This window comes from Variovorax sp. E3 (genome assembly GCF_016082275.1).
Classification (GTDB): Bacteria; Pseudomonadota; Gammaproteobacteria; order Burkholderiales; family Burkholderiaceae_C; genus Variovorax.
This window is the reverse complement of the sequence record NZ_MOWM01000067.1, coordinates 1-15286: the sequence shown is the minus strand read 5'-3', so window position 1 is coordinate 15286 and position 15286 is coordinate 1. Positions and strand designations below refer to the sequence as shown.

General features: G+C 68.2%; 11 protein-coding genes and 2 pseudogenes. 9 read left to right on the top strand and 4 right to left on the bottom strand.

The features are described from left to right. Positions 1-1473, bottom strand: coding sequence for a glucose-6-phosphate dehydrogenase (gene zwf / locus BMG07_RS22210; RefSeq protein WP_198086357.1), 1473 nt, complete (start codon positions 1471-1473; stop codon positions 1-3). Positions 1474-1615: 142 nt separating this feature from the next. On the opposite strand from zwf, the gene BMG07_RS22205 reads away from it, so the two are divergent. From BMG07_RS22205 to BMG07_RS22190, 4 genes and pseudogenes are all read left to right on the top strand, one after another. Further along, complete coding sequence (locus tag BMG07_RS22205) at positions 1616-2629, top strand: ABC transporter substrate-binding protein (protein ID WP_198086356.1); 1014 nt, start codon at positions 1616-1618, stop codon at positions 2627-2629. After that, positions 2630-4907 (top strand): annotated as a pseudogene (locus BMG07_RS22200) (ABC transporter permease). Next, positions 4904-5953 carry an ABC transporter ATP-binding protein gene (locus BMG07_RS22195; protein WP_198086355.1) on the top strand — a complete coding sequence of 350 codons (1050 nt, stop codon included), beginning with the start codon at positions 4904-4906 and terminating at the stop codon, positions 5951-5953. Before BMG07_RS22200 ends, BMG07_RS22195 begins: the two are co-directional and overlap by 4 nt. A 12-nt stretch (positions 5954-5965) precedes the next feature. Then, entirely contained in the window at positions 5966-6628 is a 663-nt protein-coding gene (locus tag BMG07_RS22190; RefSeq protein ID WP_198086354.1) for an HAD family phosphatase, read from the top strand. Here BMG07_RS22190 and BMG07_RS22185 read toward each other — a convergent pair. Continuing rightward, positions 6574-7242, bottom strand: coding sequence for a lipocalin family protein (locus tag BMG07_RS22185; protein ID WP_198086353.1), 669 nt, complete (start codon positions 7240-7242; stop codon positions 6574-6576). The genes BMG07_RS22190 and BMG07_RS22185 overlap by 55 nt on opposite strands. Positions 7243-7498: 256 nt before the next feature. Between BMG07_RS22185 and tal the strand changes: the two genes are divergently transcribed. The 3 genes and pseudogenes from tal to BMG07_RS22170 all read left to right on the top strand — a co-directional run bounded on the left by tal (position 7499) and on the right by BMG07_RS22170 (position 10489). Further along, entirely contained in the window at positions 7499-8455 is a 957-nt protein-coding gene (tal, locus tag BMG07_RS22180; RefSeq protein ID WP_198086352.1) for a transaldolase, read from the top strand. Positions 8456-8457: 2 nt separating this feature from the next. Further along, positions 8458-10009: pseudogene (gene pgi, locus BMG07_RS22175) on the top strand (glucose-6-phosphate isomerase). Between the two features lie 141 nt (positions 10010-10150). Further along, a complete protein-coding gene (locus tag BMG07_RS22170) occupies positions 10151-10489 on the top strand; it encodes a DUF805 domain-containing protein (protein WP_198086351.1) in 339 nt (112 codons plus the stop codon). Positions 10490-10571: 82 nt separating this feature from the next. On the opposite strand, the gene BMG07_RS22165 is transcribed toward BMG07_RS22170, so the two are convergent. Both BMG07_RS22165 and BMG07_RS22160 read right to left on the bottom strand, forming a co-directional pair. Next, complete coding sequence (locus BMG07_RS22165; protein ID WP_198086350.1) at positions 10572-11639, bottom strand: 4-hydroxythreonine-4-phosphate dehydrogenase PdxA; 1068 nt, start codon at positions 11637-11639, stop codon at positions 10572-10574. A 41-nt stretch (positions 11640-11680) separates the two neighbouring features. Next, complete coding sequence (locus BMG07_RS22160; RefSeq protein WP_198086349.1) at positions 11681-12658, bottom strand: tripartite tricarboxylate transporter substrate binding protein; 978 nt, start codon at positions 12656-12658, stop codon at positions 11681-11683. Between the two features lie 203 nt (positions 12659-12861). Between BMG07_RS22160 and BMG07_RS22155 the strand changes: the two genes are divergently transcribed. Together BMG07_RS22155 and BMG07_RS22150 are read left to right on the top strand one after the other, a co-directional pair. Continuing rightward, the gene (locus BMG07_RS22155) at positions 12862-13683 is read left to right on the top strand and encodes a LysR substrate-binding domain-containing protein (protein ID WP_269759266.1); all 822 of its coding nucleotides are present in this window, start codon (positions 12862-12864) and stop codon (positions 13681-13683) included. A 195-nt stretch (positions 13684-13878) separates the two neighbouring features. Further along, complete coding sequence (locus BMG07_RS22150) at positions 13879-15189, top strand: sugar ABC transporter substrate-binding protein (RefSeq protein ID WP_198086348.1); 1311 nt, start codon at positions 13879-13881, stop codon at positions 15187-15189. Positions 15190-15286: the final 97 nt, after the last annotated feature.

Below are 15286 nucleotides of genomic sequence, written 5' to 3'. Positions count from 1 at the left end.
CTACTGCTCCTCGCCCCAGGAGAAGCCGTCGCGCGCGATCATTGCGCTGGACGCGCTCGGGCCCCAGGTGCCGGCCGCATAGGGGCGCGGGCCGCCGTCGGATTCCCAGCTGTCGATCAGCGGCTCGACCCAGCGCCATGCCTCTTCCTGCTCGTCGCTGCGCACGAACAGGTTCAGGCGCCCGTCGATCACGTCGAGCAGCAGGCGCTCGTAGGCGCCCACGCGCTCGGCGCCGAAACGCTTGTCGAAGTCCAGGTCGAGCTGCACCGGCGCCAGCTGCGTGGCCGCGCTCTGCGTGCCGTTGCTGCGCTGGCGGTTGTCCTGCGCCTGCGCGAGCATGTGCAGTTCCAGGCCGTCCTTGGGCTGCAGGTTGATCACCAGCTTGTTGACGTTGCCGGCCGGCGCGCGGTAGATGGCGTGCGGCGTGGGCCGGAAGTTGACCTCGATGCGTGCGTCGCGCGAAGCCAGCCGCTTGCCGGTGCGGATGTAGAAGGGCACGCCGGCCCAGCGCCAGTTGGCGATTTCGGTGCGCAGCGCCACGAAGGTCTCGGTGCGGCTGTCGGCCGGCACGCCGGCCTCGTCGCGGTAGCCGGGCACGCGCTCGCCGTAGGCCGTGCCGGCCGTGTACTGGCCGCGCACCGCGTGCAGGCTCAGGCTCTCGGCCGTCCAGGGCTTCAGTGCGCGCAGCACCTTGAGCTTTTCGTCGCGGATGGCGTCCGCGTGCGCGTTGATCGGCGGCTCCATGGCCACGGCGCACAGCAGCTGCAGCGCATGGTTCTGCACCATGTCGCGCAGCGCGCCGGTCTGGTCGTAGAAGGCGCCGCGCTTTTCCACGCCCAGGTCTTCAGCGATGGTGATCTGGATGTTGGCGATGTGCTCGCGGCGCCAGATGGGCTCGAACAGCGCATTGCCGAAGCGCATCGCGAACAGGTTCTGCACCGAGGGCTTGCCCAGGTAGTGGTCGATGCGAAAGACCTGCTTTTCCTCGAGCACCTTGCTCACCGCGGCGTTGATGGCGCGGTTGGACGCGAGGTCGTGGCCCAGCGGCTTTTCGAGCACGATGCGGGTGCTGGGCCCGTTCAGGCCGGCCGCGGCGATCTGCTCGACCACCTGCGTGAAGAGCGCGGGCGCGGTGGCCACGTACATCACCACCGTCTTGGCGTCGCGCTGCTTGAGCAGTTCGGCCAGCCGGGTGTAGTCGTCGGGCTTGGACAGGTCCATGCGCAGGTAGTGCAGCATCGACGCGAACTTCTTGAACTCGTCCGGGGAGGGGCGCTTGGCGCCTTCGACCGCGCTGAAGCGCGACTGGATCAGCTCGCGGTACTGGTCGTCGGAGTGATCGTCCCGTGCCACCCCGATGATGCGACCGTCTTGCGGGAGGCTGCCGTGCCGGAATGCCTGGAACAGCGCGGGCATCAGCTTGCGCCACGCGAGGTCGCCAGTACCGCCGAACAGAACGAGATCGAAGCTCATGAGAAAACTTTCCTTTGTCTGAGTGCCGAGCAGGCAATGTGCCAGTCGCGATGGTACTTGTACCGATTCGCCGAACCTGTACTAAAGCTACGCTGCCCAGTGGCCGCAAGGCCATTTTTTATTGCCGAGGCGGAGAATTCCAATGAAGAACAAGCTTTTTACCGCAGCCGCGCTGCTGGGTCTGTCGGCGGCGGCGTCGGCACAGACCGTCAACGTCATCTGCTCGGTGCAGGCCGAGTGGTGCAACGTGATCTCCACCGTCTACGCGCGCACCACCGGCGTGCGCATCAACATGGCGCTCAAGGGCTCGGGCGAGGCGCTGGCCCAACTGATCGCCGAGAAGGACAACCCCAAGACCGACGTCTGGTTCGGCGGCACGGGCGACCCCCACCTGCAGGCGGCCGAGCAGGGCCTGACGCTCGAATACAAGTCGCCCACGCTGGCACAGCTGCACCCCTGGGCGCAGCAGCAGGCCAAGCAGTCCGGCTACAAGACGGTCGGCATCTACTCGGGCCCGCTGGGCTTCGGCTACAACCCCGAGCTGCTGGCCAAGAAGAAGCTGCCCGTGCCCAAGACCTGGGCCGACCTGCTCAAGCCCGAGTACAAGGGCGACATCCAGGTGGCCAACCCCGCCTCCAGCGGCACGGCCTACACCATGATCGCCACGCTCGTGCAGATGATGGGCGAGGACAAGGCCTTCGACTACCTCAAGGCGCTGCACAAGAACGTGGGCCAGTACACCCGCTCGGGCACCGGCCCGATCAAGGCGGTGGCGCGCGGCGAGACGGCCGTGTCGATCAGCTTCGTGCATGACGGCCCGGGCGAGAAGATGCAGGGCTTCCCGGTCGAGACCATCACGCCCAGCGACGGCACCGGCGCCGAAATCGGCTCCATGAGCATCATCAAGGGGGCGCGCAACCTGGACGCCGCCAAGAAGTTCTACGAATGGGCGCTGACGCCCGCCGCGCAGGAGCTGGGCGCCGCCAACAAGCAGTTCCAGCTGCCGAGCAACGTGAACGCCAAGCTCGACCCGCGCATTCCGGACTTCAAGAAGATCAAGTTCATCAACTACGACTACGCCAAGTACGGCGCCAGCGCCGAGCGCCGCCGCCTGATTGCGCGCTGGGAAAAAGACGTCAATTCGCTGCCGCGCTAAGTGGACGCGCACGCCATCGACGCCGGCGCGCCGGTCAATCCGGCGTCCCTGGCCGCCGCCCGGCGCTCGCGGCGCTGGATCTGGGCGTGGGTCGTGCTGGGCCTGGCGGCCTACCTGCTGCTGCCCTGGTACGCCATTCAGGATTCAACCTGGTACGAAGCCGTTCCGCAGGTGTTCAGCCAGGCGGAGGGCGCCAACGGCCTGATGCAGGCGGCCACGCAGGGGCGCGGCTGGCTGTTCATCGGGCTGGCGGGCCTGCTGCTGTGCGCGGTCGGCGCATGGCTGCCGGCCGGCAGGGCGCAGGGGCGCTGGTTGCTGGCGGGCGGAGCGATCGGCGCCATCGGGCTGGCGGTCGCGGGCTTCACCATCGGCGCGCGGGGCTGGAGCTTCGCCGCGCTCAACACGCAATTCGGCGAGCTGGCGGTCAACCAGTTCGGCATCGGCGCGGGCGGCTTCGTGGCGCTCACCGCGCTGGTGCTGCTGGCGGCCTCGGTGTCGCGCGGCTCGGCCTCTTCAAGGGCGACCTGTTCGTGGCCGCCGCGGTGGTCGGCTGCGGCGTGCTGATGGCGCTGTTCATCGCCTACCCGGTGAGCAAGGCGCTGTCGGGCGCGTTCTTCAATGAAGACGGGCAGTGGTCGATCGGCGCCTTCGTTGCGCGGGTGTTCACCGAGCGCATCTGGGGGCTGGGCTGCCTGAGTGGCGGCGTGCGCTGCGGCGTGGCCTGGAACACGCTGGTGCTGGCGCTGCTCACGGCGGCCGGCACCACCTTTCTCGGCACCCTGATGGCGCTGATTGCCGAGCGCGGCAGCAAGCGCGGGCAGGGCGCGCTGCGGGTGCTGGCGCTGCTGCCGATCATCACACCGCCGTTCGTGGTGGGGCTGGGCCTGATCCTGCTGTTCGGCCGCGCGGGCATCGTCAATCAGTTGCTGGAGAGCGTGTTCGGCATCGAGCCCACGCGCTGGTTCTACGGCATGCCGGGCGTGCTGGTGGCGCAGCTGTTCGCGTTCACGCCCATCGCCTTCATGATCATGCGCGGCGTGGTGCAGGGCATTGCGCCGAGCCTGGAGGAGGCCGCGCAGATGCTGCGCGCCGACCGCCGCCGCACCTTCTTCACCATCACGCTGCCGCTGCTGAAGCCGGGGCTGGCCAACGCCTTCCTGGTCGGTTTCATCGAGAGCATCGCCGACTTCGGCAACCCGGTGGTGGTGGGCGGGCAGTTCTCGGTGCTGTCGACCGACATCTTCTTTGCCATCGTCGGCGCGCAGTACGACCAGGGCCGCGCCGCGTCGCTGGCCTGGGTGCTCACGCTGTTCGCGCTCGGTGTGTTCGCGCTGCAGCGCGGGTTGCTCGGCAAGCAGAACTACACCACCGTGAGCGGCAAGGGCGACGCCGGCATCGCGATGGCGCTGCCCGACGGCGTGCGCCGCACCATCTACTGCGTGGCGCTGCCGTGGATCGCGTTCACCGGCGTGGTCTACCTGTTCGCCTTCGCGGGCGGCTTCGTGCAGACCTGGGGGCGCGACTACACCTTCACGCTGAACCACTTCAAGAGCGCCTTCGCGCTGGAGTGGGGCCAGTTCGGGCTGGTGTGGGCGGGCACGGCGTGGAACTCGCTGATCACCACGCTCAAGCTGGCGGGCATCTCGGCGCCGATCACCGCGGCGCTGGGGCTGCTCATTGCCTGGCTGTTGGCGCGCAACGAGTTCAAGGGGCAGGGGCTGTTCGAGTTCGGCGCGCTGCTGGCCTTTGCCATTCCGGGCACGGTGCTCGGCGTGAGCTACATCCTGGCCTTCAACGTGCCGCCGCTGGAGCTCACGGGTACGGGGCTGATCATCGTGCTGTGCTTCATGTTCCGGACCTGCCGGTGGGCGTGCGGGCCGGCACGGCGGCCTTCAAGCAGCTCGACCGCTCGCTCGACGAAGCCTCGCTGATGCTGCGCGCCTCCACGTCGCAGACGCTCTTCAAGGTGGTGCTGCCGCTGCTGAAGCCGGCGCTGGTGGCCGCGCTGGTCTACAGCTTCGTGCGCGCCATGACGACGGTCAGCGCGGTGATCTTCCTGGTCACGGCCGAGAACGAACTGGCCACCACCTACATCATCGGCCGCGTGGGCAATGGCGACTATGGCATTGCGCTGGCGTACTGCACGGTGCTCATGATCCTGATGTCGCTGGCCATCGCGCTGGTGCAGTTCGTGGTGGGCGAGCGCAAGCTGGGGCGGCGAGGGGCCGCGCCATCGCAACAACACCAAGGGCATCACAAGATGGAGGGGCTCGCATGAACGGCATTGAATTCCGCGGCGTCACGAAGCGCTACGGCACGGACAAGAGCGCGCCGCTGGCCGTCAAGGGCATCAGTTTCGAGGTGCCCGTGGGCACGCTCACCACCATCCTCGGCCCCTCGGGCTGCGGCAAGACGACCACGCTGCGCATGATCGCGGGGCTCGAATCGCCCACCTCGGGCGCGATCTTCATGGGCGGGCGCGACGTCACCACGCTGGGCCCGGCCGAGCGCAACGTCAGCATGATGTTCCAGAGCTATGCGCTGTTCCCGCACATGAACGTGATCGAAAACGTGGGCTACGGCCTGCGCATGAGCGGCGTGAAGAAAGACGAGGCCACGGCAAGGGCGCGCGAGGCACTGCGCGGCGTGGGCCTGGTCGGCTTCGACGAGCGCCTGCCCAGCGAACTCTCCGGCGGCCAGCAGCAGCGCGTGGCACTGGCGCGCGCGTTGGTGCTCGAGCCGGCGGTGCTGCTGTTCGACGAGCCGCTGTCCAACCTCGACGCCCGCCTGCGGCGCGAGATGCGCGAGGAAATCCGCGCGCTGCAGCAGCGGCTGAAGCTCACGGTGGCCTACGTCACCCACGACCAGAGCGAGGCGCTGGCCGTGAGCGACCAGATCATCGTGATGGATCACGGCGTGATCGCCCAGCGCGGCACGCCCGAGCAGCTCTACGGGCGGCCCGAGAGCGAGTTCGTGGCCGGGTTCATGGGCGAGGCGATGGTGTTCCCGGCCACGGCGCAGTCCGACGGCAGCGTGGCGCTGGGCCCGCTGCGCCTGCAGCCGCGCTACGCGGTGGCGCCCGGCACGGTGAAGGTCGCGGTGCGCCCCGAGGCGTGGCAGATCGGCGCCACCGGCTCGGCGGACGGCCTGCCGGCCACGCTGCGCAAGGCCGCCTACCTGGGCAGCTTCTATGAATACGGCTTCGACACCACGCTCGGGCCGGTCTTCGTGGTGTCGACCGACCTGTCCCGCCCGCTGGCCGCCGGCGCGCAGACCACCCTGTCGCTGGGAGCCCATGGCGTGAGCGTGGTGCCCGGCGCATGAAACAATGGCGCCATGAACGTGGTTTTCGATCTTGGCGCCGTGCTGTTCGCATGGGAGCCCACGCGGCTGGTACAGACCCATCTTGCGCAGCACGCGCCCACTGAGGCGGCCGCGGCCGCCATGGGGCGGGCACTTTTCCATCACGACGACTGGACCGGCTTCGACTGCGGCACCCGCACGCTGCCCGACGCCATCGCCCGCATGTCGGCCCGGCTGGCGCTCCCTTCGGAGCCGCTGCACGCCATGCTCGACGGGCTGGGCGAGCGGCTGGAGCCCATCGGCGTCACCGTCGAGATGCTCGAACGCCTGATGGACCACCGCGAGGCCGGCCAGCCGCTGCGGCTGTATTACCTGTCGAACATGCCCGCGCCTTATGCGCGAGCCATCGAGCGCCGGCACGCCTTCATGCGCCGCTTCGACGGCGGCGTGTTCTCGGCCGACGTCAAGTTCCTCAAGCCGGAGCGTGAGATCTACGAGGTGCTGGCGATGCGCTACGCCCTCGACCCCGCGCAGACCGTGTTCATCGACGATTCGGCCGCCAACGTCGAGATGGCCCGCGCCTTCGGCTGGCACGCCATCCACTGCACCTCGCCGGCCATGCTGCCGTCGCAGCTGCAGCGCTACCTGCCGGTCAGCACGACCCTGTCGGTGTCGAACCCCAGGCTGCGGGCGTAGTCCAACTCGGTCTGCAGCACCGCGTCGTCCAGGCGCGGGGCGCGCGAGAGCACCCAAAGGTATTCGCGGTCGGGCGTGCCCACCAGCGACACCTGGTAGTCGCGGTCGAGCTTCAGGATCCAGTAGTCGCCCCACACCATCGGCAGCCAGCCGAGCCATGCGGGGGCGAAGCGCACCTCGAGCCGCCCGGCACCGGGCTGGCCCGCCACGGGCACCACGCGGGCGCTGCCGATGGCTTCGTCGAAATTGCCGTCCTGCCGCACGCAGCGGTTGCGCACCTGCACCGTGCCGTCGGGCTGGGGTGTGTACTCGGCGCTGACGGGCCCCGCGCACTGCTTCTGGAAGCGGTTCGGCAGGCGGGCCTGTTCGTGCCACATGCCGGCGTAGCGCTGCAGGTCGACCGGCGCCACCACCTGCAGCGGTGCGCGCATCAGCGGTGCGCCGTCGGCGGGGCCGGCGGGCCGGGCGCGGGCGGTGCGCGCGGCATCCAGGGCGAGCCAGGTCGCGACGCCGCCCACCACGAAGGCCGTGGCCATGGCGCCGATCGCATGGCTGGTGCGGCGGTCGTCGAAGGGGCGGACGGCGGGCGCCGTGGGGCGCTGGCGTTGGGTCATGGGGGCACTCCTGAAGGGATGGAAACGTTCGGCATCCGCCTCAGGGTAGGTGGGGGCGCGGGGCCGGGCCGTCAGTCGCGGACCACAGCCGCTGTAGGGCGGGGAGGCCGTTGCGGCCTGGAAAACCGTCGGACAACCCCAAGGGCATCAGGCTGATGCAGCCGCGTGGAAACCCGTGCTACGGTGCGCATGAAAACATCGGTCGACGCGCAACTGCGTGCAGGACTTGTCACAACCCGCACAGGATAATGATTTCATGAACCAACTCGATGCCCTCCGCCAGTGGACCACCGTTGTCGCCGACACCGGTGACTTCAAGCAGCTCAGCGTTTCCAAGCCGCAGGACGCGACCACCAATCCGTCGCTGATCCTCAAGGCCGTGCAGAAGCCCGAATACCGCCCGCTGCTCGACGAAACCGTGAAGAAGCACGCCGGCAAGCCGCTCGACGAGGTCATCGACCGCCTGCTGGTGCGCTTCGGCACCGAAATCCTTTCGATCATCCCGGGCCGCGTGTCGACCGAAGTCGACGCCCGCCTGTCCTTCGACACGGCCGCGACCATTGCGCGCGGCGAGCGCATCGTGGCGCTGTACAAGGCCGAAGGCATCGACACCGGGAAGCGCCTGCTCATCAAGGTGGCTTCCACGTGGGAAGGCATCGAGGCGGCGCGCGCGCTCGAGAAGAAGGGCATTCACACCAACCTCACGCTGCTGTTCTCGTTCGCGCAGGCCGTGGCCTGCGGCGCGGCCGGCGTGCAGCTGATCTCGCCCTTCGTGGGCCGCATCTACGACTGGTACAAGAAGTCGGCCGGCGCCAAGTGGGACGAGGCCGCCAGCGCGGGCGCGAACGACCCCGGCGTGAAGTCGGTGCGCCAGATCTTCGAGTACTACAAGCAGCACGGCATCAAGACCGAGGTCATGGGCGCGAGCTTCCGCAACGTGGGGCAGATCCAGGCGCTGGCCGGTTGCGACCTGCTGACCATCAGCCCCGAGCTGCTGGCCGAACTGGCCGCGAGCAACGAGCCGCTGGAACACGCGCTCGACGCCAAGGCCGCCGCCAAGGGCGACGTGGCCAAGGTGAGCTACGACGAAGCCGGTTTCCGCTTTGCGCTCAACGAGGACGCCATGGCCACCGAGAAGCTCGCCGAGGGCATCCGCGCCTTCGCGGCCGACGCCGTGAAGCTCGAGAAGCTCATGCAGGAAAGCGGCAAGTAAACATGGCCATGACCCTTCGCTGCGACCGTGCACCGGCCTGGGCGCAACTGCAGTCCAGCTTCGACACCGCGGGCCGCCAGTTCGACGTGCGCCATGCCTTCGTCGACGACGCAGGCCGCTTCGAGCGCTTCAGCCAGGAGGCGCCCTACGTTTTGCCGACCTGTCGAAGAACCTGATCGACGCGCGCACCGAAGAGCTGCTGCTCACGCTGGCGCGCGAATGCGGCCTCGAGGCACACCGCGACGCCATGTTCGCGGGCGAGCACATCAACAACACCGAAGACCGCGCCGTGCTGCACACGCTGCTGCGCGCGCCGGCCGACGCGCCCACCGGCCCCAAGACCGCCAACGAGCTGCGCGAAGTGCACGCCACGCTCGACGCCATGCTGGCCTATGCCGAGAAGGTGCGCGCCGACCACACGATCACCGACGTGGTCAATATCGGCATCGGCGGCTCCGACCTCGGCCCCCAGATGGCGGTGCTGGCGCTGGCCGAGTTCGCCGCACCGGGCAAGCGTTTCCACTTCGTCTCGAACGTCGACGGCCATGAGCTGGCCGGCGTGCTGCAGGGCCTGGCGCCCGAGCACACGTTGTTCCTCATTGCCTCGAAGACCTTCACCACGGCCGAGACGATGACCAACGCGCAGTCGGCCAAGCGCTGGTACGAGCAATCGGGCGGCACCGACATCGCGGGCCACTTCGCGGCGCTCACCACCAACGTGGAAGCGGCGAACCAGTTCGGCATCGACACCACCTCGGCTTCTGGGACTGGGTGGGCGGGCGCTATTCGCTGTGGTCGGCCATCGGCCTGCCGATTGCGCTGGCCATCGGCGCCGACGGTTTCCGCCGGCTGCTGGCGGGCGCGCATGCCATGGACGAGCACTTTCGCACCGCGCCGCTTGCGCGGAACCTGCCCGTGCGACTGGGCCTGCTCGACGTCTGGTATCGCAACTTCCACAAGTTCACGAGCCGCAGCATCGCGCCGTACCACGCCGCGCTGAAGCGCGTGCCGGCCTACCTGCAGCAGCTCGAGATGGAAAGCAACGGCAAGCAGGTCGACGCGAGCGGCAAGCCCGTGGCGTTCGGCACGTCGCCGGTGCTGTGGGGCGAGCCCGGCACCAACGGCCAGCACGCCTATTTCCAGATGCTGCACCAGGGCACCGACGTGACGCCGCTCGAGTTCGTGGCGGTGCGCGACGCGGCGCACGACCTCGAAGGCCATCACCCCAAGCTGCTGGCCAACGCGCTCGCGCAGGCGCAGGCGCTGATGGTCGGCAAGCTCGACGAAGGCGGCCACAAGAACTTCCCGGGCAACCGCCCGAGCACCTTCTTCGTGTTCGAGAAGCTCACGCCCGAATCGCTGGGCGCCTTCCTCGCGATGTACGAGCACCGCGTGTTCACCAGCGGCGCGCTGTGGGGCATCAACAGCTTCGACCAGTGGGGTGTGGAGCTCGGCAAGGTGCTCGCAAGGGACATCGAACCGCGCCTCGCATCGGGCGATGCCACGGGGCTCGATGCCTCGACGGCGGGCCTGCTGAAGCGCCTGAGCAGCTGACGCGATAACGCAAAAAGGCCTTTGCATAGGCCATTTGTTTGCGATTCAGGCGGCCATTTGGCCAAGTTTGTCATGAAATGACGCACCGATATGATGGCCCCCGGGAAATGTTCCCTGGGATCAATCAAGAGGAGTTAGTCCATGAATTTTCAAACAGCGGTCAAGACCTGTTTCAGCAAATATGCCGACTTCAGCGGACGTGCATCGCGTTCGGAGTATTGGTGGTTCGTGCTGGCTGAACTGGTCGTCCTCGTGGTGGCGAGCCTGATCAACCAATACCTGTACGGCATCGTGGCACTGGGCTTTTTGCTGCCCGCGCTGGCCGTGGGCGCCCGCCGCCTGCACGACATCGGCAAGAGCGGCTGGCTCCAGTTGCTGATGATCATCCCGGTCATCAACCTCGTGCTGATCTACTTCTACGTGCAGCCGACGCAACCCGAGGCCAATGCCCACGGCGAGGCGCCGAGTCTCGCCGCCTGAGTCTTGCGGGGCGCCGGGCGCGCCCTGAAGAGAGTTTTCAAGGGCCGCGCAAGCGGCCCTTCTTGCGTCTGAGCGATGCGCTTCAGCTTGTCGCGGCTTCCGCGGTGGCGGGCGCAGGCACCGGCGTGCCGCTCGCCATGCGCACGCACAGGTCGAAGGCCTGCTGCAGCCCTTCGATCTGCGCAATGCCCTGGCCCGCGATGTCGAAAGCGCTGCCGCTGGCCGACGTGGCCACCGGCACCGGCAGGCCGCCGTGCAAGGTCACGCCTTGCTCGAAACCCATGAGCTTCATCGCGATCTGCCCTTGGTCGTGGTACATCGACACCACCGCATCGACATCGCCGCGCCGCGCGCCGATGAACACCGTGTCGGGCGAAAACGGCCCGCGTGCGTCGAAGCCTTCGGTGCGCAGTTGCTCGATGGCCGGCGCGATGATCTCGATTTCTTCCATGCCGATCGAACCGCCGTCGCCCGCATGCGGATTGAGCCCCGTCACCGCGATGCGCGGATGCGCCACGCCCGCGCGGCGCAACGCGGCCGCGATGATCTTCACCGCGTCGCTCACGCCCTGCACCGTGATGTGACTGGCCACGTCCTTCAGCGGAATGTGCGAGGTCACGCGCGAGGTCCAGAGCGAGCCCGTGAGGTTGAACTCGCAGACGAAGCCGGTGACGGCGAAGCGCTCCTGCATGTAGCGCAGCTCGTCTTCATGCACGAGCCCGCCCAGGCGCAGCGAATGCTTGTTGAGCGGCGCGAACAGGATCGCGTCGGCCTGCCCGCGCCGCACCGTGGCGGTGGCCAGTTCCAGCGCCTCGAACGAGGCCCGGCCCGAGGGTTCGTTCGATGTGCCGAGCACCGGCGCCTGGCCCTTCATCCAGTCCTGCGCGAGCAGGGTGGGGCGGCCGTCCTCGAAGCGCAATGCGTCGAGGCTGTCGACCGGCAGCACGTCGAGCTTCGTGCCCGCCACGCGCTCGCCGGCCGCGAGCACGATGGGGTCGGCGATCAGCAGCACGCGGGCCGCGTCGAGGTTGCGCTGGCGCGCGAGCAGCTTCACGGCCATCTCGGGCCCGACGCCGCTGGGGTCGCCGAGCAGCACGACGACACGGGGTTTGGCGGAAGTCACGCTGGAGGTCTGGGGTGGGGTGGACATGTCGGGTGTCGGGTGCGTTGTGAAAAAAGGATGCGGCCGGCTCACTCGGCCTTGATGTTGGCGTCGCGCACGAGCTGGCCGTAGTGGTCGAACTCCTGCTTGTTCATGGCCGCGAAGGGCTCGCCGGTCAGGCCGCCGGGTTCGCCGCCCAGGGCTCTGATGCGCGCCTGCACGTCGGCCAGCTTCAGCGTGCGCGTGAGTTCGGCGCTGAGCCGTTCGACCGCGGGGCGCGGCGTGCCGGCCGTCACGTACAGGCCATACCAAGTGGACACGTCGGCACCCTTGATGCCCTGTTCGGCGAGCGTGGGCACGTCGGGCAGTTCGGGCGAGCGCTGCGGCGCGCTCACGGCCAGCGCGCGGAACTTGCCGGCCTTGATCTGGCCCATGGCCGAGGAGGTGCTGTCGAACATCATGTCGACCTCGCCCGACATGATGTCGACGTGGGCCTGCGAGCTGCCCTTGTACGGCACGTGGATCGACTTCATGCCCGTGGCCAGGTTGAAGGCCTCGCCGCCTACGTGCTGCGTGCTGCCGATGCCGGAGGACGCGTACTTGAAGCCGCCGGGCTTGGCGGCCATGGCCGTCACCAGGTCCTTGACTGACTTGTAGGGCGAGCTGGCCGAGACCACCAGCACGTTGGGCATCACCGCGACCAGGCCGACCGGCTGCAGGTCTTTCAGCGGGTCGTACTTCAGCTTGAGGATGTGCGGCGCCACCGCCTGCGCCGTGTTGGTGGCCAGCAGCAGGGTCGCGCCGTCGGCCGGCGCGCGGGCCGTGAGTTCGCCCGCGATGGTGTTGGAGGCGCCCGGCCGGTTCTCGACCACCACGGTCTGCTTGAGCGCCGGCGAGAACTTGTCGGCCAGCACGCGCGCCAGGATGTCGGTGCCGCCACCGGGCGAGGCGCCGACCATGATGCGCATCGGCTTGTCGGGGTAGGCGGCGGTCTGGGCGCCGGCCGCCGCCGCAACCACCAGGGCCGCGGCCAGCCCCGCCGCACGGGCCAGGAAAGAAAGCTTCATCGGGTTGTCTCCAGCTTGTTATGGGTCCGAGCGTACGGAGCAACGCGATCCCGATCCAATCGAAAAAGGCGGAAGCTCCATATACTTTTGTGCATGACCACTGAGCTGACAGACGCCTCGCTGATGCTCCTCGTGCGCCCGCGCCAGTTGCTGCTGCTGGCCCGTCTCGACACGCACCGCCACCTCGGCCGCGCGCCGAGGCCATGAACATCAGCCAGCCGGCCGCCACCAAGCTGCTGCAGCAGCTGGAAGACGCGCAGGGCGAACAGCTCTTCGAACGCCTGGCGCGCGGCATGGCGCCCACGCCCTACGGCCAGATCCTGATCCGCTACGCCCGCCGCGTGCTCAGCGACTTCGGCACCGCCCGCGAGGAGATGCTGGTGCTGCGCTCGGGCCTGAGCGGTGCGCTGCGCGTGGGCAGCGTGCCGGGCGCCGTGCCCGAGCTGCTGGCGCCCGCGCTGGTGGAGTACCACCGCCGTCACCCGCAGGTGGCGGTGTCGGTGGTGGTCGAGACCAGCGACGTGATGCAGGCGCAGCTGGAGCAGGGCGATGTCGACCTCGTGCTGGGCCGCCTCACCGACGGGCACGACGAGGCGAAGTACGCGAGCGTGCCGCTGCTGGGCGAGTCGCAGGTGGTGGTGGTGCGCACCGCCCACCCGGTGTTCGAGCGCACCACCGTCACCCTGGCCGACATGGCGAACTGGTCGTGGGTGCTGCAGCCGCCGGGCTCGCCGCAGCGCGGGCGCTTCGAGGCGGCCATGCGCGAGGCCGGCATCCGGGCGCGGCTGGACATCATCGAAACGGCATCGCCCATTGCCATCACCGCGCTGCTGGAGAACTCCGACATGGCGGCCGTGATGCCCGCCTCGCAGGCCAACCACTACGCCCGGCTGGGCGTGCTGCGCACCGTGCCGATCGAGCTGCCGGTGCGGGTGCCGCCGATCTGCCTCGTCACCCGCGAAGACCGGGCGCTGTCGCCCGCCGCGGCGCAGTTCCGGCGCCAGCTGCTGGGCGGGGGCGCCTGAGACGGGCGAGCGCTGTAGCCTTTGGATTGCGCCAAACATATGCTGTGTTGCATCGATTAGGGAATCTCCCAGTCAACTGGTGCATGAAAGTACCAGCGTTGACAATCGAAGTACCAAGCCCGCAAGCGCGTTTCTCCAGAATCCCGGCACGGCGACCCGACAACAAGAGGGCGTCGCTCACCTCTAGGAGACAACATGAAGCGTTTTCTGAAAGCGGGCCTCGTCCTCGCACTCATCGGCACGGGGCTCGTGTCCCAGGCCGCCACCGAACTCGTGATCGCGACCGTCAACAACGGCCACATGATCGAGATGCAGAAGCTCACCCCCTTCTTCGAAAAAGCCAACCCCGACATCAAGCTCAAGTGGGTCACGCTCGAAGAAGGCACGCTGCGCCAGCGCGTGACCACCGACATCGCCACCAAGGGCGGCCAGTTCGACGTGATGACCATCGGCCTGTACGAAGCGCCGATCTGGTCGAAGAAGGGCTGGCTCAAGCCCATCGCCACCGATGCCGCCTACGACGTGGACGACCTGCTGCCCGCCATCCGCAACGGCCTGTCGACCGACGGCAAGCTCTACGCCGCCCCGTTCTACGGCGAGAGCTCGATGCTCATGTACCGCAAGGACCTGGCCGACAAGGCCGGCATCAAGTTCCCCGACCAACCCACCTGGGCCCAGGTCAAGGAGTTCGCCGACAAGGTCAACGACCCCAAGGCCGGCGTGTACGGCATGTGCCTGCGCGGCAAGCCGGGCTGGGGCGACAACATGGCCTTCCTGACCACGCTGGTCAACACCAACGGCGGCCAGTGGTTCGACATGCAGTGGAAGCCGCAGATCGACACCAAGGCCTGGAAGGACGCCATCACCTTCTACGTCGACATGATGAAGAAGGACGGCCCTCCGGGCGCCTCGGCAAACAGCTTCAACGAGAACCTGGCGCTGTTCAACGAAGGCAAGTGCGCGGCCTGGGTCGACGCGACCATCGCGGCTTCGTTCATCAGCGATCCGAAGCAGTCGAAGGTGGCCGACAAGGTGGCCTTCGCGCAGGCGCCGACCGCCACCACGCCGAAGGGCGCCAACTGGCTGTGGTCGTGGAACCTGGCCATTCCGGCCAGCTCGACGAAGGACGAGGCGGCGCAGAAGTTCATCAAGTGGGCCACCTCCAAGGACTACATCAACCTCGTGGCCAAGGAAACCGGCTGGGCCTCGGTGCCGACCGGCACGCGCAAGTCGACCTACGCGAACCCCGAGTTCCAGAAGGTCGCCAAGTTCGCCGAAGCCGAGAAGAAGGCCATCGACAGCGCGAATCTCACCGACAGCACGCTGCCCAAGTCGCCGTACGTGGGCGTGCAGTACGCGGCCATTCCCGAGTTCCAGGCCATCGGCGTGGCGGTGGGCCAGCAGATGAGCGCGGCGCTGTCGGGCAAGGTCACGGTCGACCAGGCGCTGAAGACGTCGCAGACGGCGGCCGAGCGTGAGATGAAGAAGGCCGGGTACTACAAGTAAGCAAGTCGCCCGAGCGGCTTTCTCCCTCCCTTCCGGGGGAGGGTCGGGGTGGGGGCACGCGGCGCGCAAATCGCCGCGGTGGTCGATCAGGGAGCCC

Excerpts from the sequence above, each read along its gene's own strand:
- BMG07_RS22150 (WP_198086348.1), top strand. The coding sequence starts at position 13,879 with ATGAAGCGTTTTCTGAAAGCGGGCCTCGTCCTCGCACTCATCGGCACG.
- tal (WP_198086352.1), top strand. The coding sequence starts at position 7,499 with ATGAACCAACTCGATGCCCTCCGCCAGTGGACCACCGTTGTCGCCGAC.
- BMG07_RS22190 (WP_198086354.1), top strand. The coding sequence starts at position 5,966 with ATGAACGTGGTTTTCGATCTTGGCGCCGTGCTGTTCGCATGGGAGCCC.
- BMG07_RS22195 (WP_198086355.1), top strand. The coding sequence starts at position 4,904 with ATGAACGGCATTGAATTCCGCGGCGTCACGAAGCGCTACGGCACGGAC.
- BMG07_RS22160 (WP_198086349.1), bottom strand. The coding sequence starts at position 12,658 with ATGAAGCTTTCTTTCCTGGCCCGTGCGGCGGGGCTGGCCGCGGCCCTG.
- BMG07_RS22205 (WP_198086356.1), top strand. The coding sequence starts at position 1,616 with ATGAAGAACAAGCTTTTTACCGCAGCCGCGCTGCTGGGTCTGTCGGCG.
- zwf (WP_198086357.1), bottom strand. The coding sequence starts at position 1,473 with ATGAGCTTCGATCTCGTTCTGTTCGGCGGTACTGGCGACCTCGCGTGG.
- BMG07_RS22185 (WP_198086353.1), bottom strand. The coding sequence starts at position 7,242 with ATGACCCAACGCCAGCGCCCCACGGCGCCCGCCGTCCGCCCCTTCGAC.
- BMG07_RS22170 (WP_198086351.1), top strand. The coding sequence starts at position 10,151 with ATGAATTTTCAAACAGCGGTCAAGACCTGTTTCAGCAAATATGCCGAC.
- BMG07_RS22155 (WP_269759266.1), top strand. The coding sequence starts at position 12,862 with ATGAACATCAGCCAGCCGGCCGCCACCAAGCTGCTGCAGCAGCTGGAA.
- BMG07_RS22165 (WP_198086350.1), bottom strand. The coding sequence starts at position 11,639 with ATGTCCACCCCACCCCAGACCTCCAGCGTGACTTCCGCCAAACCCCGT.